This window comes from Ruegeria atlantica (assembly GCF_013032505.1).
GTDB lineage: Bacteria > Pseudomonadota > Alphaproteobacteria > Rhodobacterales > Rhodobacteraceae > Ruegeria > Ruegeria atlantica_F.
On sequence record NZ_WQCG01000004.1, the window covers coordinates 299,489 to 322,966 of the forward strand.

Consider the following 23,478-nt stretch of genomic DNA (forward strand, 5'->3'; position numbering starts at 1 on the left):
GTTCCTCCTTTTTTAGGAAACGGATTGCGGTTTGGCGTTCGGATGGTTCGCCGGTGGTTGTCCGAGTGGGGTCTTCATCTGGACCGACCCTGTCTTGGCCCGCCGTTTCAGCTGGCGGATAACGACGGGACATTTGTCCTCGGACTGGTAGAGCACCTGACAATGCAGGCAGGTGACGCACTCGTTCGGGTTGATCTCACCGGTGGGGTGGATTGCCTGAACGGGGCATTCGTTGGCGCAGGTCTGACAGGGGGTGCCGCAATCCTTGTAGCGGCGCAGCCAGTCGAACATGCGGATACGGGCGGGGATCGCCAGCGCTCCGCCCAGCGGGCAGAGGTAGCGGCAGTAGAACCGTTCGATGAACAGCCCGATCCCCAGCAGGGTCAGCGCAAAGACCACAAACGGCCAGTCGCGCATGAATTTCAGAATGATCGCGGTCTTGAACGGCTCGACCTCGGCATATTTCTCGGCTAATGGGATCGAGACAAAACTGAGACCGAAGAGACCCAAGAAGATCATATACTTTGCGGGCCATAGGCGTTCGTTCAGACCCCAGGGAAGGGTCCACTGCGGCACCTTCAGCGCGCGGGCGATCTTGTTAGTCAGTTCTTGCAATGCGCCGAATGGGCAAAGCCAGCCGCAATAGGCTCCGCGTCCCCAGAAGAGCAGGGCGGCGGCGACGGCGAACCATTGGATAAAGACCAGCGGGTCGAGCAAGAAAGCGTCCCAGCTGAACCCGGAGCGCAGGCTGCCTGCCAGCGCCATCAGGTTCACGACGCTCAGCTGTGCGTTGGCATACCAACCGATGAAGAACAGCGTCATGGTCAGATAGCCGATGCGGAACCAGTAGAAGACCCGCGCGTTCATCGTGGCGTGGAACTGGAAGAAGAAAGTCGCAGTCAACACCAATAGCATGAAGCCCAGACCGACGATTTCTACCGTGCGATCTTTCCAGATACGCTTCCAAAGGGCGGCCTTGGCGGCGGCCTCGCCGGTGGCGTCGTCGACAACTGCCGGGGCGGTCGCAGGCAGCAAGTACTGTTCGGGCAGTTTGTAGCCCAGATCGAAGGTCAGGAATGTCTTTTCCACCGCGCCCACGGCTCGTTGCACCAGCAATTGCAGGCGGAATGGCTCGGCGGGGTTAAACTCCGCCTCGGCAGGGATTTTAAAGATATCCAGTTCGGTGAAGCTGGGCGCATCAGCGGCCGCAACCTTGCCAAGGCGCTCTTGCTGCTTGTCAAAGAACCGTACCGAATTGTCGCCCTGAATCAGCTGAATACGGTCGAAAATCCCGCCGCGTACATAGCCCGAGCCCTTGAAGCTGTAGGCGCCGCGACCCAGCACCAGAATGGCCTGTTCGCCTTCGTCCAGCCACCCGGTCAGGTTCTGATACTCGGCCTCGCCCAACAGGGACTTGCCGATCGAGGGGACCGAGACCAGTGCCACATGCATGTCAATGAACGTGTCATCCGGTTCACCCGGTTCCGGGCGTTTGATGGCACGTTGATCGCCAGTGGCCTCAAAGGCCTCGTTGACCTGGCCAACATCCAGCGTCAGACGCCGGATTGAGCCGTCGCCGGACAGGGTGGTCCAGTCATAGGTGGCGTCTTGCGCCATATCGACTTCGCGTTTCGGGCCATCGGCCTGCAGCGGAGACAGGCCGCCCAGACCCAGCGCGCGGGCCACTTTGATACCGCCGCGCACAAGGCTGTCGTCGATCACCATGATCGTGACCGTCGCGCCCGAGATGATATCCAAGTCATGCCCTTCGCCACCGGTCTCGGCTTCGACCTTCAGGTCCAGCCCGGTATAGCTTTCGGTCAGTTCGACCATGCGCGAATTGGGGATGCCGATCAGCACAATGGGTTCTGAATGTTTGACCAGCTGCACACCGGTCAAAACGGCATCTTCGTCGATTGCGGCAACCACGTGGATAGGCTTGCCCGAATAACCGGTGGTGCCCACGAAATCAGATGTCAGAAAGGCCCAAGCAACGATTTCGCCACCTTTCAGAACCGGGGCCACGGGCACGTCGTCGCGCACCGGGCCAAGGGCATCGGCACCGGGGGCCAGTTCGGCAGGCTCGATCTCGGGAAGGAAGCTGGCGAGGCTGTCGGCACGGGCGTTGATCGCCACCAAGCAGAACAGGGCAAGGGCCAGCAGGAAATGGATTGCGCGACTTACGACCACAGCGCACCTCCGGATACTAGGATTGACGCTATGCGCGCGCGCTGGGCGCGTTCGATGTGTTTCTTGGGTGCAGCCGGGGGGCCACGGGTTTCAGGCCACAATCGTTTCAAGCTGCAGACCTCAACCAGATCGCGGGGCGAAGGGTGTTCGGTGTGAATAACGCTTTCCCGTGCCAGGACAGGCAAGTTCGGCACCGGGGCCGCCGAGGTGACTGCACACAGGGCGCAATCGGCGCATTTGGGGCAGGGCGCGGTTGGGTCCAGGTCTTCCTCCTCAAGGTCTATCTGGACCCAGACCGCGCCTGCCTCCGAGCAGATCTCCACCCACATGCTTTGGCCGGGACTCGCCAGCGCCGGGCCGATCGTTTGCAACAACAGCAGGAGGATACCCACCAACGCACACGTCGCACGCAACGCGCGAACAGGGAGGCTGTGCAAAGGGCTAAGGGCGGGCATGGAGAATCCAACTCGGAAATCGTTCCTAAGGTGTAGGGGATTCTCTCATGCCGATACTTGACTTCGGTTAGGCCGCAGGAAATTTGGGACTAATCGTCCGCTTCATCCATCAAACCACGCAACCAACGCCCGGCCAGCCATGAGGTTGGTACACCCAGTGGAATTGACCAGATGATCGCGGTCACCGGGGCAACCATACCAAACCCGGCGCTGTTGGCGATCAGGCCGGCCAGAAACAGGTTGATGGCCACGGTCAGGGCCGTGGCTGGATACAGCAATATCGCCAGCTTCCAGACCGGCCATTTGCCTTCAGTGGCTGGTGCCTTCCGAGAAGGTGATTTTGTTCCAGACATTATATTTTCCCGAAGGTTTACGCATCGGCAGGCGGCGGACCTCTTCCAGCGTTTGCGAGTCATAAACGATCACCGCGCCATCATCTTCCCAGATGGACACCAAAGCGTGGCTGCCGTCCTTTGTGAACTCCACATGGGCCACGGTTTTACCCGGTGCAGGCCGCAGAGTCTTCACGATTTCAAGGCTTTGCTTGTCAATCACATGCATCGCGTCCTTGTTGGGCCCAAAGAACACATCTGCCCAGACGTAAGGCGAATTCTCATGGCTGCGCATGAAGAAACCCGGCCCTTCGGTCTTGATCCGCTTGACGGTTTCCCAGGTTTGCATGTCGATCACGGACACGGTGCCGTCGGTCAGATGCGGCGTGGCCATCACGGTTGTGTCGCCATTTCGCCATGTGATGCCAGACCCAAGATGCGGCATGCCAGGCAGGTCCAGATCGGCCACTTTCTGACCGATCACAAGATCGATGACCTGACCGCCTTTGCCGTTGCGAGATGCGCCCATGACGTATTCATAGCTTTGGTCAAAAAAGAAATCGTCCAGGTAGTCGGGTGTAGTGATCTTGCGCACTGGGAAGGGGTCGGGGTTCTTGAACTGCCCTTCGATACGGAAGTCATGACCGATACCAAATTGAGGAGGATTATTGCCGTAGAAGACCTCCCAAATTTCGGGCACGTCTTTTAGCGCCAGCACAAAGCTTTCGCGCGGTGGAGCCTGATAGACGGCCGAAACACGGCTGGGTTTGCCCTTCTTACTTTTGATGTCGATGACCTTGGCCACGGTTAGATCCTCGGTCGACAGCAGGGTCAGGCTGTTGGGCAGGTAATTTGCCACGGCCACCCATTTGCCATCGCCCGACATGGCGATGTTGCGGCTGTTCAGGCCAGCGCGCACGCGGCCAACCTGTTTCAAGGCCCAAATGTCATACTTCTGGACCCAACCGTCTCGGGACATGATGAACACATATCGCCCGTCTGGGCTGAATTTTGGACCGCCATGAACGGCAAAGGGTGTCTCGAACCGGTCCAAAACCTCGAAAGTGTCACCGTCCAGCACGCTGACATGATGGTCCCCGGTCTCAACAGCCAGAGTGATGTTCATCGGGTCGCTGTCCCAGATGGGTGCTTCAACTGCGACGTAATTCTCGTCCAGAATTCGGCTGCCCCTTATGTCGGCCTCACCCCACTCGGGATCGCTTTCCAGCGGTGATTTCAACCAACCCGCCAGTTCTTCGATCTGCAGCGCGTCCAGTTCGTGCGAGAAGGCAGGCATTTGTGTTGCGGTCCGCCCTTCGGCGATAACTGCGGCAACGCGGGGGCCGCGCATCCGCTTGAGCGTTTCAGGGATAAGCGCCGGACCCACACCGCCTAAGCGGTTTTCGCCGTGGCAGGACGCACAAAATTCAGCGTAATCCGAGGGAGCGTCAGCCCACGCGGTTCCGATCAACAACAGCGAGCAGAGAGTGCCGAGTTTGAGTGTCTTAGAAGAACTGATGCGCCGGATCATGGCGTTTCCCCCGGAACGGCGTGACCTGCAGGCGATCGCCCGCCTCATCCACGCCGATTTCTTGGTTTGACAGATAGCATGCTGGATCTTCCGCCCACGGGTCGCCGGTCACCTGCAAAGCCCGGATACGGGTGTTGCCACCACAGACATCCTTGAGCTGACAGGCGCCGCAGCGCCCTTTCAGGGGGCGGGGACGTGTGCGCAGCATGGCCAGCATTTGATCATCGCTGGTCCAAAGCTCCGAGAACGACCGGGTCTTCACGTTGCCGACCGTGTAGTCCGACCAGTAGGTGTCGGGGTGCACGCGGCCCAGATTGTCGATATTGGCCACGCCGAGGCCGCTGGAGTTGCCACCCCAAGCTGCCAGATGTTCGCGTACATGATCAGCTTTTTGGGCATCAAAATGTTTGCGGACCCAGTTCAAGAAATACCCCGCATCCGCGTCGTTGTTGCCGGTTACGATGTCCAGCGTGCGCCCGCCCGAGGCAGCCTCCCACGCGCGGTCCAGCAGCAGATCCAGCCCGTTCCGAGTGCGAAGATGTTCAGCATCTTCGCCTCGATTCTTGTCGCCACGACCGGCATAGACCAGATGGGACAGGTAGAACTTGTCGACACCTTCGTCATCGCACAAATGCAGCAGGTCGGGCAGGTGGTGTTGAGTGCCCTCGGTCAGGCAAAATCGAAGACCCACTTTGATGCCGCGCTTTTTACATTCGCGGACACCGCGCAGGGCGTCGGCAAAAGCGCCTTCGACTCCACGAAACCAGTCATTGGTGGCGCCAATCCCGTCCAGCGAGATGCCGACATAATTGAACCCCACATCGGCGATCATGTCGGCGGTTTCGTCGTAGATCCGCGTGCCGTTGGTCGACAGCGCAAGCATCGGCACCAAGTCGCGGGCGCGTTTGGCAATTTCAAAGAAATCAAACCGGTCCAGCGGCTCCCCACCCGAGAGGATCAGGGCAGGAACGCGAAATTGGCCCAGATCCTCAAGGGTTACCATGGCTTGCTCATGGCTGAGCTCACCGGGGAACGCCACATCCGCCGAAACGGTGTAGCAATGGCGGCATTTCAGGTTACAGCGCCGCGTCAGGTTCCAGATTACCACTGGTTTCACCGGTCCGGGGCGGCGTTTGCGCACCGGGGTCGGTTTGACCAGTTGGTGCATGTATTCGGTCAGGCGGAACATGTCTCAGCCTTTCGCTTTCAGGCGCAGCCCGGTCTTTTTCAGAATGCGCGTAGAATAGAGGATGTCTTTGGCCCGGCAGGCATCACCTAGGATTGCAGAGATTTCAGCGCGCTTTCTCTCGACCTCGTTCCGGTCGGCGCCGTGAACCATAGCGAACAGATTGTAAGGCCAATCGGGAAGAGCGCGAGGGCGTTCATAGCAGTGGGTGACGAAGGGCAGCGCACCGATATGCGTGCCCAGTTCAGTGATGTGGTCGTCATCCACATCCCAAACGGTCATCCCGTTTGAAGTCATGCCCAGCTTGTAGTGGTTGGGGGCGGCGGCGATGCGGCGGATTACGCCGCGCGACTTCAGTTCGGCCAGTTGGAAAAGCAGCGCACCCTCGTCCATCCCAAGTGCCTCGGCCACCTGCGCATACGGCGCAGGTACAAGGGGCAACCCGCCCTGAAGTGCCTCGATAATCTGTCGATCTCTTGCGTCGATCATGCTGCCACCCGAAAGCCGATGAAAAATTCCTGCAATTTGGGGAAACAGAGAACGCGGGTCCCTGTTTCCCGTTCGATGGCATCGGCGGTGGCCTCGATCCCCTCGGGTGTTTCGGTGGCCAGCACGAACCACATATTCAGCCGGTGCGTACGTTCATAGTTATGCGCCACCTCGGCGTGCGCATTGACTTTGGTCAGGACAGTTTCGAAATTCTCGGGCGGTACCGCCATCGCACACAGGCAGAAAGCTCCACCCATTGCAGCAGCGTCAAAAAAAGGGCCAAAACGGGTAATCACGCGGTCTTCTTTCATACAGGACATACGGTTCAGCAATTCGCTTTCGGGAATGCCCAGTTCCTCTGCTACCGCCGAATAAGGGTTTGATACCAAGGGAAGGTCGTCCTGCATCCGGTTCAGGATTTTGCGGTCGGTTGCGTCAAGTGTCATGCAGCGGCTTCCTTCGGTTGGATAAGCGCGCCGGTTTGTTTGAAACAGCGGGTCGAAAACAGAACCTTGTGCTGTGCTCCAAATAGTTCCGGCAGCGCGCGCGCAGTGGCCAACGCCTCAAGCGCTTCGTTGCGCGTACGGGCGTGAAACATGGAATAAAGGCTGTAGGGCCAAACCCCATCAACCGGGCGCCGCTCATAGCACAGGGTCACTCCGGGATGGGCTGCAAGGGCAGGTCCGGCGGCGTCGATCTGTACGGTCGGCATGTCCCAGACGACCATCGCGTTGGCCGACCATCCAAGCGCCCTGTGGCGCACAATCACGCCCAGCCGCGAGATGATGCCGGCACTGTGCAGAACTTCAACCCGCCCCATTATTTTCGCCGCATCGCGGTTCAGTGATTGGGCCAGAGCGGCATAGGGTTCGGCGACCAGCGGTAGACCTGAGCTGAGGGCTTGCAGCAATGCCCGGTCGCCCTCCTGCAGGACCGAGCGGTCTACTTTGCGCGGGCCAGGCACGTTTCGTGTCTTGCCCGACATGCGAAACCCCAGATCTACGTTGAACGGACGCACCAACCGAAGATCGAGTACTCGCAGCCCTGTGCGATGTGTGATGCGCGCCAGAGTGTTATCCACGTGTACGCGGTCTGGGCCAGTGGCCACGAACCAAAGATTCCATTCGTCTTCGCGTTGGTAGTTATGGTTCACACCCGGCTCAGCGTCGATCAGGGCGGCAACTTCTTCCAGTCTTTCGGCCGGCGCAGCAACGGCGGCCAGCGTACTTGCCGAAACCGTCCCCGGGGCAATCGTCGCGCCGACCCGAGTTATTCGGCCACTTGAACGCATTCGGGTGAGGCGATCCAGCACTTCGGCTTCGTGCAGCCCCAATATGAATGCCAACGCCTGGAATGGGCGGTCGGCTACAGGAAAATCGCGCTGAAACTCATCCAGCAGGCGTCGGTCGATTGGGTCGGTGATATGTTCCATTGTCACAAGCCCGTTCTGTGCGCGCGGGCAGTGAAAAAGATACCTGACGGGCTGTCCGCTTCTATCTCACGCAGCTTTTCGAAGTTGTGCGTGTCGTAAACCATGACCTTGTTGGCATCGCGCACGCTGATCCAGACCTCGTGCCCACGCGGGGTGAACTCCATGTGCAGAACCGCCGGGCCCGGTTTGAATTCATGAATGATTTCTTTGCTGACGCTGTCGATCACCTGGATTGTGTCGTTCAGGGGATGGGCGAAATTTACCCAAACTTGCCGCCCATCGGGCCGGGCCATGGCAAAGACCGGCTGGCCATGGGTTTGGGTACGTCCGGTTTCAGTCAAAGTTTCTGCGTCGATCCACAGAACCTCATGGTGACCAACCGCAGGCAAAACAAACTCGCGCCCTGTCAGCGCCCAGCCTTCCAGATGAGGCATCTTGTAGACGGGCAATTCCTCTTGCCCACGGCCATAGTCGGGCAGCACGCGGATTGGTTCAGGAATGTTGGCCCACAGATCCAGCGCTGTCAGACCATCCTCGCCGAACAAACCGGTGATATAAGTGCGGCCATTGGCGGTAATCAGCGCGTCATAGGGGTTCTTACCCATCTCTGGGATCTTGGTAATTTCGGGGGTGCCCGCTGAGAAGTCGGCGATCCAGGTCTCGCCCGTGTCCCACATGGTGAACACGAACCGGCGGCCTGGTGCGTCGACCAGTCCAATGGTTTTGCTTTCGGTCGGAATATCCGCGACCATCTCCAGCGTTTCGGCATTGAAGACGCGAACACCGCCCGGTTCGTAATTTGAGACAGCCACCAGTTGACCGTCATCCGAGATAGCACCGCCGATGGCGTTGCCTGCCTGCACGACCCGGTTAACGATCTGGCGGGTGACGATATCGACCTTGGTCAGGCCACCATCCCGTCCGAACACATAAGCGAAACGTTCGTCAGGCGAATAGACCATTGAGGCGTGGGACAGATCACCTAAGCCTTCGATCCGGGCCAACGCCGCCCGGTCAGATTGATCCACCAGCAGAACCGAACCATTGGCACGTTCGATTACCAGACCCAAATCGCCTGTAGCGGTAGGCTCGGCCTGCGCCGCTGTCATCATTAGGGTGGCTGCAAGGCTAAAGATGAGGTGTTTCATTGTGCCTCCGATTCCAGAAGATAGCGGGCGATCCATTCGGCCTCTTCCTCGCTGATCAGAGGTCGCCACGGGGGCATTGCGGTGCCGGGGATGCCATCAAGGATAACGTCGGTCAAAACGTCAGCATCATAATGGTCCAGCGATTTGGACCGCAGATCCGGCCCAAGGCCACCCTTCAAAGACAAGCCGTGGCACGAGCCACAATCCTGATGAACAAGGCGTTTCAGGGCGTTGCCGTCCAGCACGTCGGCGGCGAGAGCCGAGGTGGCGACGAGGACGGCTGTTGTGAGAAAAGCGCGCGAGGTCCATGCCGGGAGCCCACAATACGAAGGGATGACCCTAGCCATGAGCTTGCTCCTGCAGGTCTGCAACCGGCTGTTTGGCATATAGCGATACGACCTGACCGATGATGAATAGGGTCGGCGCTTGTAAATTTGCATCGCGTACATCCGCCGCCAGTTGGTCCAGTCGGGAGATCAGGCGCCGTTCTTCGGTTGTGGTCGCGTTTCCAACGGCCAAAACGGGGGTCGAGCCGGGCAGATTTTCGGTCATAAGCCCCATTGCGATCTGGCCGATATTGGCGACACCCATGTAAATGACCAGCGTTGAGTCCGGGTCAGCCAGCCGTTTCCAATCCAGATCCAGTACCTTGTCGGCCTGTCTGTGACCGGTGACATACTGAACCGAGGTTGCCAGGCCGCGATGGGTCAGCGGCACTCCGGTCGCGCTGGATGCTCCTTGTGCGGCGGTGATGCCCGGCGCGTATTCAATCGCGATACCGTGGGCCATCAGATACGCGGCTTCTTCCGAACCACGTCCAAAGATCATCGGGTCGCCGCCTTTCAAACGCGCAACGCAATGACCTGCGCGGGCTTCTTTGACCAGAATTTCGTTGATGCGATCCTGTGGCACTGAATGGCATTTGGGCGCCTTTCCGACCGGGATCAGTCGCGCGCCGGGGGTGTGCATTTCCAGAATGTCAGCCGAGACTAGCCGGTCGTAAACAACCACGTCAGCCTCTTGCAGCATGCGCATCGCACGCAAGGTCATGAGTTCGGGGTCGCCGGGACCGGCACCAATCAGAAAAACCTTACCGCTCATGTGCAAACTCGCTTGGTCTATTTGTCTTCTGAACCCGGTTCCATTCGGCGATTTGAGGACGTCGCTGGGCCAACCGGGCGTGTCATGCTGGCAGGTTTGCGCATTAACTGCGCTGTTTCCTTGACTAAAGTTAAGGAGCGCGGGATTTGCGCCCGCGCTCCTTGCTTCTTGCCTGTTTACTTGCCTCGGCTCAGGGTTCGACGGTGACCATTCCGATCATGTTCTGCGTTTCCCAATGCGGGCCACAAAGGTATTCCTGCGGGCCGGGTGTCAGGAATGTCAGATCGACCGTTTCCTCGGGGAACAGCCTGTCACTTTCAGGTTCGCTGCCATCCTTAAGCAGGACCGAGTGGCTGGTCCGCTTGTCGACATTGACCCACCGGACAGTGGTGCCGGCCTTCACGGTCAGTTCGGCTGGGCAGAAATTGTATTTGTACATCAGCACTACTTCGGCGTCCTCGACCGCCGAGGTTGGCTGGCCAAAAAGCGTGAGATACCGGTCTTCGGCTTCGGCGCACAGCTCGACAGTGTCCTCGGCCCATGCGGGCGAGGACAGAAAAAGCAGGGCAGGAAGAAGGTGTTGGGGTTTCATCGTCCAAGTCTCCTTTCCAAAATGGGGTGGGGCCGGAGTGCCCGGCCCCAATCCGCTATTGTTTGACCACATTGATGAAGGCGGCGTCGTCGTCCAATGCCAGGCTGGTGTCCAGCGTGACATGGTGGAACCGGGCGGCGGCGAAATCGTCATGGATCGCAAAACCAACTGTATAGGTCTGGCCGGACTCGAGCGGGACGTCACCCGGCGCGCCCGAGTTCAGCGGCCGGGTAAAGACCACGGTCCACATGCCACCGGACAGGTTCGCCGAGGCTGCAATTTCACCGTCATTAACCACGCGCTGTTCCAGCAGATAGCCGTTTGTCGCGCTGCCATCGGCGTAGACGCGCATCAGGTCAAGATAGGTGCCGTCGGCCAGGTACTGCTCGATCTGTGCTTCGGCCTCCAGCTTGTCCCAACCGCCTAGTGCCTTGCCGCGGCGACCTTTGATTTCGACATCCGTGCGGCTTTCGCTGATGTACTTGGTTACGGTGTCCTGCGCGGACATGCGACCTGCGACGTCACCATTGGCGGCAATCGCATCCGCGCCGGGGTCAAAGGGCATATAGCTGTTGTCGGCGTGGCATGAGGCCCAGCAGCCTACCTGATCACCCAACTCGATTCCGGTGCCGGTGATCATCATGGCGACCTTTATCTGGTTGTTGGGATCCATTTTGCCGCCATCCACGAAGGGTGCAGGGTTGTGGCCTGCATCCGGCCATTGCAGGCGGACATACAGGTTTTCGTTATCATGCGCTGCCTGAACGGTTGCGTCGATTACGCCGCGTTTGCCGGGGATCGGTGTTGGTTCCAATTCGCCGCCTGCAACAATCTTATTGCCGATCGTGTCCAGCTCTTTGGCGTGGCAGGTCGTACACTGGTCTCCACCTTTGGTCAGAGGACGGGCACCACCGTGGAATTTACCATTCTGGACCCATTCAAACGAAGCCTGACCGGGGTAGAACAGTTTCAAATCGGCCGTGGCAACTGCGTTCCAGTCGATATCCGCGTCAACATCATCACCACCCCCGCTTGCGGGCGCTGCAGCTTCCTCACCGTTGGATTTGGCGCGTTCTTCGGCCAAAGCCGCATCCACCGCCGCTGCGATCTGAGTCTGCACGGCTTCATGTTGCGCCTGTTTGGCGGCTTTCTCGGTCTCGGCTTCTGCGGCTTCCTTGGCTTCGATCCGTTCAAGGCTCGCCATGTATTCCGGCGGGATCTGGCGGATAAAGTCCGGATTCGGTGCTTCGAGTTTTTCCAGATACTCTTCGTCGGCCCGGTCGCGGGCGTCCGAGTGCGCAATCCCCTTGTGACAGTCGATACAGGTTTGGCCCACGGTCATGGCGTTCAGGTGCTGCTGACGCGCGCGGGGTTTCTGGAATTCAGGCATCATCGATTCAAAGTCGTGACAGTTGCGGCATTCACGTGAGTCAGTGGCCTTCATCCGTTCCCACTCATTCATCGCCAGATGCACGCGTTTGGCTTCGAACTTCTCACGCGTGTTGATGGTGCCAACCACCTTGCCGTACAGTTCTTTGGATGCCTTGATCTTGCGGATCATCTTGTGCGTCCAGTCCTTGGGCACGTGACAGTCGGAACAGACGGCGCCCACGCCAGACCGGTTCACGTCATGGATGGTTCCGGTGTATTCTTCGTAGACGAAGTCGCGCATCTCGTGACACGAAATACAGAATTCCTTGGTATTGGTTGCTTCCATGGCGGTGTTGAAACCACCCCAGAAGATGATGCCGCCGACAAAGGCTGCGGCAATACCGGCCACGGGCATTCCCCACAGGAAATACCGGCGCCAGATCGGTTTTTTCTTATCCGGTTCGGAAGTCATGTCCGGGCTCCGTTTTGGCTGTCTTGTCTGGCCTTGGATGGCAGGCCGGTGAGTTTGGCTGAGTGAACAAACGAGGAAAGGGCGGGCGAGGGGCCCGCCCTTTCCGAAGTTGGTTGCGAAACCGTCAGGTGACGTGGTTCGACCGGTTGTAGACGTTGAATTTTCCGGTCGGTGCAAACAGCCCTTTCACGCGGCCGATCTCTTCCAGCGTCTTGGCGTCGTAGATCACGATCTCACCGTTCGCTTCTTTCGAGGTCGAGCGGTTCCACTTGGAAACCCAAACCTCGGAACCGTCCTGATTGAACTCGAAGTGGACGGCGACGTTGCCTTCCTCTTCTGTGATCTGGATCGTTTTCACGATCTCACCGGTTGCCTTGTCGATGACCTGCACCGATTGCTGAACTTCAGGCTCGGGGTGCTTGGTCTGGTCGGCCCAGATATAATCTGATTCCGGGTGTGTCCGGATGAACAGACCGGGTCCGTCGGTTTCCACCTCGTAGCAGACTTTCCATGCGTCATCCGGACGACCCTCGGGGTCGTTGCCCCACACAGTGACAGTGCCTTCGCCCAGGTGGGTCGTACCGGCAACCGGGCCACAATTCGGATCATCCCAGTTGGCGCCCGGGCCGGGGTGCGGCAGCGGCGCCGTATCGATCATGGCTTCCAGCTTGTGGGTTTCGGTATCGACCACAACCATCTTGTTCGATGCGTTCGCGGCGATCTGGAAGTAACGGCCGGTTGGATCAAAGAACCCGTCATGCAGGAACTTGGCGCTGTCGATCTTGTCGATCCGCAGGTTGTCCAGGTCTGAGTAATCGACTTGCCAGAGCTGGCCGAGCTCCTTCACGGCTACGATCCAGGTTGGCTCGTTCGGAGTGGTGTAGATTGCGGCCACACGGGCCTCTTCCACGTAGTCCCCGTCCACGTTGTAGCCTCGGGTCGAGACAACCTTCTTCGGTTCCATTGTTTCGGCATCGACGATCGCGAAATGCGGCGGCCAATAGGCCCCACCGATCACGTATTTACCATCACCAGAAACGGCCACGTCGCGGGCGTCATAGCCAATGGTGACCTCGGCCACGAGCATATTCTCAGGGTTCTGCCACAGGTCGATCTTGGTCATCTTGCCGTCGCGGCCCATGGTGTACCAGAAGCGGCCAGGATTTTCCGGCTCTTCCAGTTTATGGTGCTCGGACGCTTTTAGAACGTGCACGGCGTAGCCCGTCGGAATATGCGCCAGCACTTCCTTGGTGTCGCCGTCGATCACAGCCACCTTGCCCACGTCACGTTCGATAACTACAAAGAAGTTCTCCCAGTTTCGGCCATGCAGCGGCTCGCTTGGGTAATCTTCGGGTTCGACATAGACCTTACGGGTCGCCATCATTTGCTCAAGCGACATTTCCGGCGGCTTGGGTGGCTCCATCTGGATGTAGGTCGCCATATTGCTGATCTCGTCCTCGGACATCACGTCCGAGAAGTTGTTCATCCCGCCTTCGGTGCCCCAGGCGATAATTTTTTCGAGCCGTTCCTGTCCTAGTTTTAGGGTGCCGGATTCGGTCACGGTGCCGTCGGCGTTTTTCGTTTCCACCAATGGTTCAAGGCTTTTGCCCGTCGCTCCTTTGCGCAACACACCGTGACAGCCAGCGCAGCGTTCAAAGTACAATTGTTTTGACGATTCAAAGGCGTCCTTATCAAGGGTTGGCTCTTCGGCGAGTGTCGGAGCAGCGACGCTGCCCAGCAGCATCGCCAAACCGACCCCAAAGGCACGGCCAGTTTTTTTGTAGCTGATTCCAAGTGACATGATCACTCTCCATTTGCTGGTGAGGCAGGGCTAAGGTTGGCCCACCGAAGCCTTCGGCTCCTTGACGAAAGTCAACGGATGGGGCGTAAACCGGGGTGGAGATGCAAAAATTCACCCAAAAAAACCTCAGAAAATCTGTGTTTTAGAGGCATGTTTTCCGCCGTTTTGATTTTGGTTAAGTGCCGCGAACAAGCAGGCTGCTAGGGCTTGGAAAAACGACCTAGGAGAGCAGCTATGCCCGCAGTCATCACCCGTATTTTTGGTGAGGGGTTCCGCGTGTTTTTTCTGTCCGCCGGGCTGTATGGCCTGTTTGTCGGACTAGTCTGGGGATTGTGGCTGACGGTGCCTTACATGGCGCCGGATTACGGCATGACGCCGCCCATGTGGCATGCGCATGAGATGATCTTTGGCTATGCCACTGCGGCGTTGGGTGGGTTCTTTCTGACGGCGGTACCAAACTGGACCGGTGCACCTGATGCGCGCGCGCGGTTCATCGCCCTTGCAGCAGGGATATGGTTGGCAGGCCGGATGGCAATGTGGTTTTCCGGGATGTTGCCGCCGGCTATGGTTGCCGTGATCGACCTTGCGTTTCTTCCGATCCTTGCAGCCAAGATCGCGACGCAATTGATCCGTCGGCCGAAACCGCAGAACATGATTTTCCTACTGTTGCTCAGCCTCATCTGGATCGCGGACTTGCTGACTCATTTTGAGTGGACCGGGCTGACGGATGACACGTTACAATCCGGGTTGCGGATGGGTTTGCTGACGCTCTGCGCGATGATAGCCATTCTGGGCGGACGGATCACGCCGGCCTTTACCCGCAACGCCATGAAGCGCGCCGGGGCGTCTGAGGCGGACTGGCCTGTTTCCGTTGGTGCGCTGAACAAGGCCGGAATGGGATTGTCTCTTATCCTGCCGCTGAGCATTCTGGCATCAGGCGATTGGGAAATTGCCGGGGCTGTTGCCCTAACGTTGGGCGTGGTGCAAATCCTGCGCATGGCTCGGTGGCGGACAATTTGGGCTGCGCGTGAACCGATCCTGCTGGCGCTGCATCTGGGGCTGGGCATGTTGGCGCTGGGTCTGATCCTGTGGGGCTTGGCGGTGCTGGGTCTAGGCAATGAGGTTGCCGCCCTGCATGTCTTGGGTATCGGTTGCGTAGGTGGCATGACACTGGCGGTCATGAGCCGCGCCGCGCTCGGACATAGCGGTCGCGCGCTGGTCGCACCCGGACCGATGGTTGTGGCCTATGGATTGATGGCGGCGGCGGCGCTGTCGCGCTGGATCGGGGCCGAGTTGGATTCAGGCTATCTGGTTGCGATGCTCTTGTCAGACGGTCTGTGGGTCACTGCTTTTGCGCTGTATCTGGTTGCGATGTGGCCCGCATTGACCGGACCGCGCGCGAAGCAAGACTAGGTACCTTATCGTTTCAAACGATAGAAATCATTCGATCAATGAGCGACTGTTCTTGATGTGGCGTTGCACCATGTGCCGGACCTGCTTGCCTTTGCTCGGGATCGGACGCGCGGATGGCGGCACAAAATCTTCGGTGGCCAGGGCAGGAAACAGCTCCAGCATTTCTGCCCGGGCTGCAAGTGGCACCGTTCTGAGCGCTTCGGCTCCGGCGAACAGGCTCTCAGATGGGGCGCCTTCGGCAAAGACGATCTCATGCTGTTCGAACAGCATGTGAAAATACTCGACCGACTCTGCGTTTTCCTCGACCGTTATGCCGGGGACGCCAACAAGCGCATGAGCGGCCACCAGAATTTCGCTGGTGTCGAACATTCGGATCGCGATGGCCGAGCGCACCAGCATCCGATGCTGTGGCGATACCAATAAGTCGCGCTGCGGTAATCCGCGTCCCAATGCTCCAGCCGCTATGCGGATCGGGCGAAGTTTGGGCTTTTCCGACAGCTCCTGGCCGGTCAATGCGCGTGCGCCAATCCAGCGAATACGCTGCGGACCCCGGTCCATTGTCATCACCTCATCCCCGACCGCGAGCGCCTCGATAGGGCGCGTGCCATTTGGCGTCTCGATCAGTGTGCCAGCGGTGAAACAGGGCACAACCGTATCAACCGGAATATTCGGGCCGTTGTCGGTTAGATCGATAATGGTCAGCGTCGTATTCAGCGGGGGGACGCTTCCACCGATGAAACCCAGGAAATAACCTTGTTCAGCGGAATTGGTGTTAATGAATCCATTATTGTTACTATCCCAATCCATAACACCAATTTCGTAGGTGTTGCCGTCTGTATCCCGGACAAGGATGGTATAGTCCCAGTCAAACGCGCGGCCCATATAGGTCTGGGTTGGGTCGTTTGGAACTTCGTTGTTTACGTTGTCGCCATCGATGATCGTGGGATCTGCACCGTCGGTAATCGTGATCTGGCTGTATTGCGAGATCTGGAATGTAGTGTTGACTTGATAGAGCTGCGCCTGACTGGTCGACATCGTCGAGTCAGAACGGAATGCACCGTAGATACTAATTGCCATCGTTACCTAGACCTTTGTGTGCTTTGCTTTTGCGAGGCCGCGCAAAAGCGACGCTACCGAGTGTTTGCGAAAAAGTGTTGCTGAGTCCGGCGACGTTTTTCAAGGCGTTAAAATGGCAATTCTGGGGTTATGGGGCCTAATGTAGGTGCAACAGTTTCCTGAAGGTCACACTCGACTTGGTTTGTCGCCACGTGTTCCCGGTGCTTTACGGCGATGTCTGCCGGTCTTGACTTTCGTTAAGGCGGTACGTCTGCCCGCGCTGCATTCTGATCTCCACTAGCTAATCTGCGCAAAGGAGAGCGCGATGCGAGAAGTCATGACCAAGAGCATGGCGCGCAATATATTCTATGGCGGGTCCCTGTTCTTTATTCTCATCTTTCTGGCTTTGTCCGCCCATTCCCACTGGTACATCGTGAATTCCGAGAATGCCGCGAATCTTGATGACAGTGTGGTTCGGGGCAAACACGTCTGGGAAAAACACGCCTGTATCAATTGTCACACGATCCTTGGTGAAGGGGCTTACTTTGCCCCTGAGGTCGGCAACGTGATGACCCGTTGGGGCGTTCTGGATGACCCGGAATCTGCCTTTGATGCCCTTAAGGGCTGGATGGAGGCACAGCCTACCGGCGTTCCCGGTCGCCGACAGATGCCGCAATTCAACCTCAGCGACGAAGAGATCCGTGATCTGACCAACTTCCTGATCTGGACGGACAATATCGATGCTCAGGACTGGCCGCCCAACGAGGCCGGCTGAGAAAGGGAACGGAGCAATGAAATACGAATCCCAAAAAATTGCCTACGCCTACTTTGCCGTAGCGATGGGCTTGTTCGCGATCCAGGTGATCGGCGGTCTGATCGCCGGCTGGATCTATGTATCGCCCAACTTCCTGAGCGAGCTTTTGCCGTTCAACATTGTGCGGATGCTACACACAAATGCGCTGATCGTCTGGTTGATCCTGGGCTTCTTCGGTGCGGCGTACTTCCTGATCCCGGAAGAGGCCGAGCGTGAAATCCATTCGCCCATGCTGGCCTATTTGCAGTTGATCATTCTGGTGGTCGGAACATTGGGCGTGGTGCTGACCTATACCTTCAACCTGTTCGAGGGCAACTGGCTGCTGGGCAAAGAGGGGCGCGAGTTCCTTGAGCAACCCAAATGGGTCAAGGCCGGTATCGTCGTGGCTGCGCTGATCTTCCTTTACAACGTGTCGATGACCGTTCTGAAGGGCAAGAAGACCGCGATCACCAACATCCTGCTGCTGGGCCTTTGGGGTCTGGCGCTGCTGTTCCTATTTGCCTTCTACAACCCGGGCAACCTGTCCCTGGATAAGCAATACTGGTGGTATGTCGTCCACCTGTGGGTCGAAGGTGTGTGGGAACTGATCATGGCCTCGATCCTTGCCTACCTAATGCTGAAGCTGACCGGTGTGGACCGTGAGGTGGTCGAGAAATGGCTTTATGTCATCGTTGCGGCCGCGCTGTTTTCCGGCATCCTTGGAACTGGGCACCACTACTACTGGATCGGTACCCCAGCGTACTGGCAGTGGATCGGTTCGATCTTCTCGAGCCTCGAAGTGATCCCGTTCTTCGCGATGATGGCCTTTGCTTTCGTCATGGTCTGGAAGGGCCGCAGGGACCACCCCAACAAGGCCGCGCTTTTGTGGTCGCTGGGCTGTGCCACGCTGGCGTTCTTCGGTGCCGGTGTCTGGGGCTTCCTGCATACGCTGCACGGGGTAAACTACTACACCCACGGCACGCAGATCACCGCTGCGCACGGTCACCTGGCCTTCTACGGTGCCTATGTCTGCCTCAACTTGGCGATCTTCAGCTATGCGATGCCGATCCTGAAGAACCGTGATCCGTACAATCAGGTGATGAACATGGGCAGCTTCTGGTTAATGACCAGCGGCATGGTCTTCATGACCTTTGTGCTGACCTTCGGCGGAACCGTGCAAACACACATGCAACGCGTGATCGGCGACTATTTCATGGACGTGCAAGACCAGATCGCCATCTTCTACTGGATGCGCTTTGGGTCCGGCGTTGTGGTGGTCCTTGGTGCGCTGTTGTTCATCTACTCGGTTTGGGTGCCTCGCAAAGAGATCATCGAGCCGGGCGCTGCAGAAACCCCAGCGGAGTGATGAATATGGATGGCTCCTTGCAACTGAACGAGGGGGCGGCAAACGCCCCCTTCTACCTGCCCCAAAGCGATGAATGTGATGTGTTCACTGCCGCTTACAACAACGACCTGCCGGTCCTGCTCAAAGGTCCGACGGGGTGCGGCAAGACACGCTTTGTGGCCCATATGGCCGCCCGTCTTGGCCGCCCGCTTTATACCGTTGCCTGTCACGATGATCTGGCCGCCGCTGACCTGATCGGGCGCTACCTGCTGAAGGGTGGAGAGACCGTCTGGGTTGATGGCCCCTTGACCCGCGCGGTGCGCGAAGGCGCGATCTGCTATCTCGACGAGGTGGTCGAGGCCCGCAAGGACGTCACTGTTGTATTGCACCCGCTGACCGACGACCGACGCATCCTGCCGATTGACCGCACCGGTGAAGAGCTTGAGGCTGCCCCCGGTTTCACGCTGGTCGCCTCATACAATCCCGGATACCAGAATATACTGAAAACCTTGAAACCCTCGACCCGCCAGCGGTTCATCTCGCTGGAGTTCGACTTTCCGTCGCCTCAGATGGAGGCCGAAGTCGTTGCGCAGGAAAGCGGTCTGCCGCTGGAACGCTGCAAGCCGTTGGTGCGCCTTGCAGGCAAGCTGCGCGGGCTCAAGGGTCAGGATCTTGAGGAAGGCGTCTCCACCCGTCTGGTTGTCTATGCCGCGACGTTGATCGCACATGGCATGTCCACCGACCACGCTATCCTTGCCGCAATGATCGAACCTTTAACTGATGACGAGGATATCAAACGCGGGCTCCTCGATCTTGTCACGGCTGTCTTTGGGTGAGGCCGGCCGATGGTCAAGATCGACTTTGAGCCATGGGAACCCGAAGAAACGATCGGGAAACTGTGGCACACCCTTGCCAGCCGTCTCGATGCACCCCAGGTGCATGATGGAGCCGCGGTCGACCTGTCACAGGTCGCGGGGCGGCTGGCCGTCCTCTTCCGAGGGCTTGGGGGTAGTCCGGGCGTCGAATTGCGCCCGGTCTCACCCGAGGTTTCACACCACCGCCTAAGTTGGCGCCGCCGTTTGGGAGCCGAGGTGGAATTGATGCCGCGCTCCTCGTTTGATGGTGAAGTGCTGCGCCTGCCAGACCGTCTGGCGGTTTTTCCAGTGCGCGAGGCAAACGGCGCATTGTATATCTGGCTGGCGGCCGCAGCCGCGCATGCCGGAACACGAATTGACGAAGATGACCCGCTGCGCGCCGATTTGCGAGCGCTGATCGCGGCGCAAAGCATGGTTGAAGCGACATTGGAAGGCGCCCCGGGCCTTCGCCCGCTTTACACCGAGCTTTGCAAAGGTGTTCTGCTTCAACGCGACACTCCCAACCTTCCGCCTGTCGAGGCGGCTGTCGAAGAGCTGATCCGGTACAGTCTGGGCGATCGGGCCGGATTGTCGGAGCAGGCCGAAAACCTTTTGGCGATGGACGATGAACTGACCGCACCGCGGGGCTATCAACCGATGCGCCCGGTCCCACTGTGGCCCGAACTGCGTGCGGTTGGTTTTTCCGAACATAACGAGGTCGAAAACCCCGATACCGAGGGCCCGCCCGAAGAATCCGGCGAGAAAACTCACCGTGCCCGCCGTCGCAAATCCGATCAGGCGTCCCGCAGCGACAGCTTTATCCTACACAAGTTCGAGGCGATCCTCAGTTGGGCCGAGTTCCTGAACATAAACCGGCGCATCGATGACGACGATCCAGACAACGCCAAAAAAGCCGCTGACGATCAGGAAGAGATTGGCCTTGGGCAGATCTCCAAGGCGCCGCCCACCAAGCTGAAACTGCATCTCGACCTCGCACCCGAGGATGTGAACCGCGAACGTTTATCGGGCCGTACCCTCTATCCCGAATGGGATGTGCGTACGGGCCAGTATCTGCCCGATCACGTCAATGTTCTGCACTCGGATGCAGATATCCGCGAAGACGCGGCCGAGTTTGGCAAGGACCCAGCCACCGCCCGCCGTATCCGCGCGGTCAAGCGCCAGTTCGAGGCGTTGCGCCCCGGTCGTATCATGACACGCGGGCATCTGGATGGGGATCAACTGGATATCGAGGCCGCCGTGCGGGCGCAGGTCGATCGTTGTGCAAATGGTGAAGGAACCGAGCGAATCTGGATGCAATCCCGTCCCGAAGCGCGCGATCTGGCGGTCTCGATCCTGCTGGATGTCAGCCGTTCAACAGAAAGTGCCGTCACTGGCCGTGCAGTCATCGACATCGAACGCGAGGCTTTGGCCGCGCTAGCCTGGGGCTTGAACGCTTGTGGCGACGATTTCGCCATTCACGCCTTCAGTTCACTGAAACGTCAGCGTGTTTTTGTTCAACGATGCAAACGGTTTGATGAGCCGATGGGAACGGCGGTCGAACAACGTATCGCCTCGCTGCGCCCCGGCCACTACACTCGGTTGGGGGCCGCGATCCGCCATTGCTCGGCCGAACTGGCAGCGCAGTCGCGCATGCGCCGCCTGTTGCTGGTCATCACTGATGGTAAGCCCAACGATCTTGACCACTACGAAGGCCGCCACGGTATCGAAGACACGCGGCAAGCCGTCCGCGAAGCACGCCGTGTGGGTCAATCGGTGTTCGGCGTCACCATCGACAAATCCGGCAAAAGCTGGTTCCCGCGTATGTTTGGGCAGGGCGGATTCGCCGTCATCCCCGACCCGCACCGCCTGACAATGGCATTGCCACAAATTTACCGCCAACTGGTCGGCGCATGAGCGATACGTCCCTGATTGAAGAGCTTCCGGGTGAATTATTGATGTGGGTGCTCATTATCTCGGAATTACTGGTTTTCGGGGCGGGTCTTATCGCTTTCATGGGCATCCGCCTGACCGATCCTGCTGGTTTTGCCGAGGCGCAGTCGCACCTGCATCGTACCAGTGCTGCCTTCAACACAGCGGTGCTGGTCACCTCGGGGTTTCTTGCTGCTCAGGCGTTGCACTGGCGCAGGACGGCACGCCGTAGCGCCGCGCGTCTTGCCCTGATCGGTTCTGCCCTGTTGGGGGTCGTGTTCTTGATCATCAAAGGTATCGAATACACGGGCAAAGCGGCGCAGGGGATCACGTTTGAGACCCACCCGTTTTTTATGTTCTACTACCTGCTGACAGGGTTTCACGCCGCACATGTGTTGGCAGGAGTTGGTATCCTGCTGCTCGTTGCCTGGCGCGACGATGTCCGTAACATCGAGGCAGGTGCGCAGTACTGGCACATGGTCGATCTGGTCTGGATCATGCTGTTTCCCGTGATCTACCTGCTGGGGTAACGAGCATGCGCGCCGCTTCATCTGTTCCCAAACTCTCCCGCCAATGGCCGCCGAGCACACTAAGACGCGCCTGGGTCACCCTGCTGGCACTCAGCTTGGCCTCAACGTTGCTGACCATGCTACCGGCGCCCCCGGCTTTTGTTGGCAGCGGCATTTTGATTCTCGCGCTCATCAAAGTCCGGGTAATCCTTGCGCGTTACCTGGACCTTGCCGGTAGCCCCACGTGGCTGCGCGGGTTCACTTTTGTCATGATCGCCTTCGGGTGCCTTATTCTGGCACTGTTCCTGATCTGAAGCCGTCCGCCATAGTTCCTATTGGATGCTTCGCCATTCAGAGCAGGTCAGTTGAATGATCCACTTTTCATCGAATGGATCGGACCCCCAGGCTCGGGCTGCGGGCGCAGTTTTCACGACAGGGTTGCTGCCGGACTTGTCGACGTATTGAAACTTGTGGTTGAGCGCGATTTCACCCTTTGGGCAGTACGTTGCCCGCAGAACCGATTGAGCCAGATTAATAGCCGGGGTCTTGTTTTGAGAAGCGGAAAACGGCAAAAAGAACTGCGTTGAGTATTGTTCTTTTAATCGGGCATGAAATTTCTTTGTGAACAGACGCGTACTTCCTTGAGCGCAGAGGTTTTCGGAAACCATAACGGTCACAGGCAAGGGGTCTCCGGTACCCGCTCGGGTGTATTGCGCCTTTGCACCACGTTTTGCTGAAATTTCGATTTTAGAAATGCCGCCCGTGTGTTGGATGACGATGTATCGACCTTTCTTGGGGTCCAGGCCATAGAAATCAGCGTCACCGCTGGCATGTTTCTTATAGTTGAATACGGGCAAGCGCTTCATGCTGGTGCAGGCACTAACTGCAGCGTGGCTCATGAGAACAAGAACCACAGCAGATAAAACAATCCTCATTCGCAACTCACTTTCTTGATGTTATTTAACTCTTTGGGAAGATCGCATTTGCTGCGGGCATAAGGGATTTTCCCGGATATCAGATTGAAGGGATCACCTTTTTGATAGGCAGTGACGAGATAGCCAGCCCGTCCTGTGTAATCGCAGCTCCAGGACCCGCCGCGCTGCAATGTTTGAGGGTTGAACGTGTTCGAACCGTAGCGATAGCAAATCTCGTCCAGCACGATTTTCCATTCACCCGACACAGCATTACGATTGCCCGGGTACCAAAGAAAAGCCCGCCCATTAGGGTCCAGATATTCGATTTGATAGCCGTGGCCGGTGTCAAAGCTCGCATAGGTGTATCCTGCACTTGGGAAAGGAGTCTGAACTTCCTTTTGCGCACGCAATTCATCGAACATCTTGTCGCGTGGGGTTTCTCGACTGCACCCACTTGCGGCGAGGGCAATACAACCTAAGAGAATAAAGTGCTTCATGTTGTCCGGATAGAACCAGAATTGGGCAGAAGTTTGTTGCATCAAAAAAGCCGCCTCGATGAGGCGGC

At 58.2% G+C, this 23,478-nt stretch carries 24 protein-coding genes; 7 read left to right on the forward strand and 17 right to left on the reverse strand.

Annotated features, from left to right (window positions below; genetic code table 11):
• Positions 1–12 precede the first annotated feature (12 nt).
• The 14 genes from GOW92_RS17055 to GOW92_RS17120 form a co-directional block, all read right to left on the reverse strand.
• Positions 13–2,190 (reverse strand): 4Fe-4S binding protein, encoded by a 2,178-nt coding sequence (locus GOW92_RS17055; RefSeq protein WP_170562263.1) that lies wholly within the window; start codon positions 2,188–2,190, stop codon positions 13–15.
• The gene (locus GOW92_RS17060; protein WP_170562266.1) at positions 2,181–2,645 is read right to left on the reverse strand and encodes a DUF2946 family protein; all 465 of its coding nucleotides are present in this window, start codon (positions 2,643–2,645) and stop codon (positions 2,181–2,183) included. The genes GOW92_RS17055 and GOW92_RS17060 overlap by 10 nt, the downstream gene beginning before the upstream one ends.
• A gap of 89 nt (positions 2,646–2,734) precedes the next feature.
• Complete coding sequence (locus tag GOW92_RS17065) at positions 2,735–2,998, reverse strand: hypothetical protein (protein WP_170562269.1); 264 nt, start codon at positions 2,996–2,998, stop codon at positions 2,735–2,737.
• A complete protein-coding gene (locus GOW92_RS17070; RefSeq protein ID WP_170562272.1) occupies positions 2,955–4,508 on the reverse strand; it encodes a nitrite reductase in 1,554 nt (517 codons plus the stop codon). The genes GOW92_RS17065 and GOW92_RS17070 overlap by 44 nt, the downstream gene beginning before the upstream one ends.
• Positions 4,483–5,697 (reverse strand): heme d1 biosynthesis radical SAM protein NirJ, encoded by a 1,215-nt coding sequence (gene nirJ / locus GOW92_RS17075; RefSeq protein WP_170562274.1) that lies wholly within the window; start codon positions 5,695–5,697, stop codon positions 4,483–4,485. Before nirJ ends, GOW92_RS17070 begins: the two co-directional genes overlap by 26 nt.
• A gap of 3 nt (positions 5,698–5,700) precedes the next feature.
• On the reverse strand, positions 5,701–6,183 hold the full coding sequence (gene ahbB, locus GOW92_RS17080; protein ID WP_170562277.1) for a siroheme decarboxylase subunit beta: 483 nt from the start codon (positions 6,181–6,183) through the stop codon (positions 5,701–5,703).
• Positions 6,180–6,629 (reverse strand): Lrp/AsnC family transcriptional regulator, encoded by a 450-nt coding sequence (locus tag GOW92_RS17085; protein ID WP_170562280.1) that lies wholly within the window; start codon positions 6,627–6,629, stop codon positions 6,180–6,182. The genes ahbB (GOW92_RS17080) and GOW92_RS17085 overlap by 4 nt, the downstream gene beginning before the upstream one ends.
• A complete protein-coding gene (gene ahbB / locus GOW92_RS17090; RefSeq protein ID WP_170562283.1) occupies positions 6,626–7,615 on the reverse strand; it encodes a siroheme decarboxylase subunit beta in 990 nt (329 codons plus the stop codon). The genes GOW92_RS17085 and ahbB (GOW92_RS17090) overlap by 4 nt, the downstream gene beginning before the upstream one ends.
• A 2-nt stretch (positions 7,616–7,617) precedes the next feature.
• Positions 7,618–8,763 carry a cytochrome D1 domain-containing protein gene (locus GOW92_RS17095; RefSeq protein ID WP_170562286.1) on the reverse strand — a complete coding sequence of 382 codons (1,146 nt, stop codon included), beginning with the start codon at positions 8,761–8,763 and terminating at the stop codon, positions 7,618–7,620.
• The gene (locus tag GOW92_RS17100) at positions 8,760–9,110 is read right to left on the reverse strand and encodes a c-type cytochrome (protein WP_170562289.1); all 351 of its coding nucleotides are present in this window, start codon (positions 9,108–9,110) and stop codon (positions 8,760–8,762) included. Before GOW92_RS17100 ends, GOW92_RS17095 begins: the two co-directional genes overlap by 4 nt.
• Positions 9,103–9,864, reverse strand: coding sequence for a uroporphyrinogen-III C-methyltransferase (cobA, locus tag GOW92_RS17105; RefSeq protein ID WP_170562292.1), 762 nt, complete (start codon positions 9,862–9,864; stop codon positions 9,103–9,105). The genes GOW92_RS17100 and cobA overlap by 8 nt, the downstream gene beginning before the upstream one ends.
• Positions 9,865–10,054: 190 nt before the next feature.
• Positions 10,055–10,456 (reverse strand): cupredoxin domain-containing protein, encoded by a 402-nt coding sequence (locus GOW92_RS17110; protein ID WP_170562295.1) that lies wholly within the window; start codon positions 10,454–10,456, stop codon positions 10,055–10,057.
• Between the two features lie 55 nt (positions 10,457–10,511).
• Positions 10,512–12,299 carry a NapC/NirT family cytochrome c gene (locus tag GOW92_RS25205; protein ID WP_170562298.1) on the reverse strand — a complete coding sequence of 596 codons (1,788 nt, stop codon included), beginning with the start codon at positions 12,297–12,299 and terminating at the stop codon, positions 10,512–10,514.
• 124 nt (positions 12,300–12,423) lie between these two features.
• Positions 12,424–14,100 carry a cytochrome D1 domain-containing protein gene (locus GOW92_RS17120; RefSeq protein ID WP_170562301.1) on the reverse strand — a complete coding sequence of 559 codons (1,677 nt, stop codon included), beginning with the start codon at positions 14,098–14,100 and terminating at the stop codon, positions 12,424–12,426.
• Positions 14,101–14,334: 234 nt separating this feature from the next.
• Here GOW92_RS17120 and GOW92_RS17125 point away from each other — a divergent pair, with 234 nt between their 5' ends.
• Complete coding sequence (locus tag GOW92_RS17125; RefSeq protein WP_170562304.1) at positions 14,335–15,513, forward strand: NnrS family protein; 1,179 nt, start codon at positions 14,335–14,337, stop codon at positions 15,511–15,513.
• Between the two features lie 27 nt (positions 15,514–15,540).
• On the opposite strand, the gene GOW92_RS17130 is transcribed toward GOW92_RS17125, so the two are convergent.
• Positions 15,541–16,590, reverse strand: a complete 1,050-nt coding sequence (locus GOW92_RS17130) for a Hint domain-containing protein (protein ID WP_170562307.1) — start codon at positions 16,588–16,590, stop codon at positions 15,541–15,543.
• Between the two features lie 304 nt (positions 16,591–16,894).
• Between GOW92_RS17130 and GOW92_RS17135 the strand changes: the two genes are divergently transcribed.
• Genes GOW92_RS17135 through GOW92_RS17160 form a run of 6 tightly spaced genes read left to right on the forward strand, consistent with a single transcriptional unit; the run spans position 16,895 to position 22,313 of the window.
• On the forward strand, positions 16,895–17,344 hold the full coding sequence (locus GOW92_RS17135) for a c-type cytochrome (RefSeq protein ID WP_170562310.1): 450 nt from the start codon (positions 16,895–16,897) through the stop codon (positions 17,342–17,344).
• Positions 17,345–17,360: 16 nt separating this feature from the next.
• Positions 17,361–18,728 carry a cbb3-type cytochrome c oxidase subunit I gene (locus GOW92_RS17140; protein WP_170562312.1) on the forward strand — a complete coding sequence of 456 codons (1,368 nt, stop codon included), beginning with the start codon at positions 17,361–17,363 and terminating at the stop codon, positions 18,726–18,728.
• Positions 18,728–19,543 (forward strand): CbbQ/NirQ/NorQ/GpvN family protein, encoded by an 816-nt coding sequence (locus GOW92_RS17145; protein ID WP_170562315.1) that lies wholly within the window; start codon positions 18,728–18,730, stop codon positions 19,541–19,543. Before GOW92_RS17140 ends, GOW92_RS17145 begins: the two co-directional genes overlap by 1 nt.
• Positions 19,544–19,552: 9 nt before the next feature.
• A complete protein-coding gene (locus tag GOW92_RS17150; RefSeq protein WP_170562318.1) occupies positions 19,553–21,475 on the forward strand; it encodes a nitric oxide reductase activation protein NorD in 1,923 nt (640 codons plus the stop codon).
• A complete protein-coding gene (locus GOW92_RS17155; RefSeq protein ID WP_170562321.1) occupies positions 21,472–22,020 on the forward strand; it encodes a cytochrome c oxidase subunit 3 in 549 nt (182 codons plus the stop codon). The genes GOW92_RS17150 and GOW92_RS17155 overlap by 4 nt, the downstream gene beginning before the upstream one ends.
• Before the next feature lie 5 nt (positions 22,021–22,025).
• Positions 22,026–22,313: a cytochrome C oxidase subunit IV family protein gene (locus tag GOW92_RS17160; protein ID WP_170562324.1), complete on the forward strand. Its 288-nt coding sequence runs from the start codon at positions 22,026–22,028 to the stop codon at positions 22,311–22,313.
• An 18-nt stretch (positions 22,314–22,331) separates the two neighbouring features.
• Here the strand turns inward: GOW92_RS17160 and GOW92_RS17165 are convergent, their stop codons facing one another.
• Positions 22,332–22,934 carry a hypothetical protein gene (locus tag GOW92_RS17165; RefSeq protein WP_170562326.1) on the reverse strand — a complete coding sequence of 201 codons (603 nt, stop codon included), beginning with the start codon at positions 22,932–22,934 and terminating at the stop codon, positions 22,332–22,334.
• The gene (locus GOW92_RS17170; RefSeq protein ID WP_170562328.1) at positions 22,931–23,452 is read right to left on the reverse strand and encodes a hypothetical protein; all 522 of its coding nucleotides are present in this window, start codon (positions 23,450–23,452) and stop codon (positions 22,931–22,933) included. Before GOW92_RS17170 ends, GOW92_RS17165 begins: the two co-directional genes overlap by 4 nt.
• Between the last annotated feature and the right edge of the window lie 26 nt (positions 23,453–23,478).

What these genes read in the sequence shown, in the direction of transcription:
- cobA (WP_170562292.1), bottom strand. Translation starts at nt 9,864, where the DNA reads ATGAGCGGTAAGGTTTTTCTGATTGGTGCCGGTCCCGGCGACCCCGAA.
- ahbB (WP_170562283.1), bottom strand. Translation starts at nt 7,615, where the DNA reads ATGGAACATATCACCGACCCAATCGACCGACGCCTGCTGGATGAGTTT.
- GOW92_RS17100 (WP_170562289.1), bottom strand. Translation starts at nt 9,110, where the DNA reads ATGGCTAGGGTCATCCCTTCGTATTGTGGGCTCCCGGCATGGACCTCG.
- GOW92_RS17135 (WP_170562310.1), top strand. Translation starts at nt 16,895, where the DNA reads ATGCGAGAAGTCATGACCAAGAGCATGGCGCGCAATATATTCTATGGC.
- GOW92_RS17120 (WP_170562301.1), bottom strand. Translation starts at nt 14,100, where the DNA reads ATGTCACTTGGAATCAGCTACAAAAAAACTGGCCGTGCCTTTGGGGTC.
- GOW92_RS17165 (WP_170562326.1), bottom strand. Translation starts at nt 22,934, where the DNA reads ATGAGGATTGTTTTATCTGCTGTGGTTCTTGTTCTCATGAGCCACGCT.
- GOW92_RS17140 (WP_170562312.1), top strand. Translation starts at nt 17,361, where the DNA reads ATGAAATACGAATCCCAAAAAATTGCCTACGCCTACTTTGCCGTAGCG.
- GOW92_RS25205 (WP_170562298.1), bottom strand. Translation starts at nt 12,299, where the DNA reads ATGACTTCCGAACCGGATAAGAAAAAACCGATCTGGCGCCGGTATTTC.
- ahbB (WP_170562277.1), bottom strand. Translation starts at nt 6,183, where the DNA reads ATGATCGACGCAAGAGATCGACAGATTATCGAGGCACTTCAGGGCGGG.
- GOW92_RS17085 (WP_170562280.1), bottom strand. Translation starts at nt 6,629, where the DNA reads ATGACACTTGACGCAACCGACCGCAAAATCCTGAACCGGATGCAGGAC.
- GOW92_RS17125 (WP_170562304.1), top strand. Translation starts at nt 14,335, where the DNA reads ATGCCCGCAGTCATCACCCGTATTTTTGGTGAGGGGTTCCGCGTGTTT.
- GOW92_RS17130 (WP_170562307.1), bottom strand. Translation starts at nt 16,590, where the DNA reads ATGGCAATTAGTATCTACGGTGCATTCCGTTCTGACTCGACGATGTCG.
- GOW92_RS17160 (WP_170562324.1), top strand. Translation starts at nt 22,026, where the DNA reads ATGCGCGCCGCTTCATCTGTTCCCAAACTCTCCCGCCAATGGCCGCCG.
- GOW92_RS17060 (WP_170562266.1), bottom strand. Translation starts at nt 2,645, where the DNA reads ATGCCCGCCCTTAGCCCTTTGCACAGCCTCCCTGTTCGCGCGTTGCGT.
- GOW92_RS17145 (WP_170562315.1), top strand. Translation starts at nt 18,728, where the DNA reads ATGAATATGGATGGCTCCTTGCAACTGAACGAGGGGGCGGCAAACGCC.
- GOW92_RS17150 (WP_170562318.1), top strand. Translation starts at nt 19,553, where the DNA reads ATGGTCAAGATCGACTTTGAGCCATGGGAACCCGAAGAAACGATCGGG.
- GOW92_RS17070 (WP_170562272.1), bottom strand. Translation starts at nt 4,508, where the DNA reads ATGATCCGGCGCATCAGTTCTTCTAAGACACTCAAACTCGGCACTCTC.
- GOW92_RS17170 (WP_170562328.1), bottom strand. Translation starts at nt 23,452, where the DNA reads ATGCAACAAACTTCTGCCCAATTCTGGTTCTATCCGGACAACATGAAG.
- nirJ (WP_170562274.1), bottom strand. Translation starts at nt 5,697, where the DNA reads ATGTTCCGCCTGACCGAATACATGCACCAACTGGTCAAACCGACCCCG.
- GOW92_RS17095 (WP_170562286.1), bottom strand. Translation starts at nt 8,763, where the DNA reads ATGAAACACCTCATCTTTAGCCTTGCAGCCACCCTAATGATGACAGCG.
- GOW92_RS17110 (WP_170562295.1), bottom strand. Translation starts at nt 10,456, where the DNA reads ATGAAACCCCAACACCTTCTTCCTGCCCTGCTTTTTCTGTCCTCGCCC.
- GOW92_RS17155 (WP_170562321.1), top strand. Translation starts at nt 21,472, where the DNA reads ATGAGCGATACGTCCCTGATTGAAGAGCTTCCGGGTGAATTATTGATG.
- GOW92_RS17065 (WP_170562269.1), bottom strand. Translation starts at nt 2,998, where the DNA reads ATGTCTGGAACAAAATCACCTTCTCGGAAGGCACCAGCCACTGAAGGC.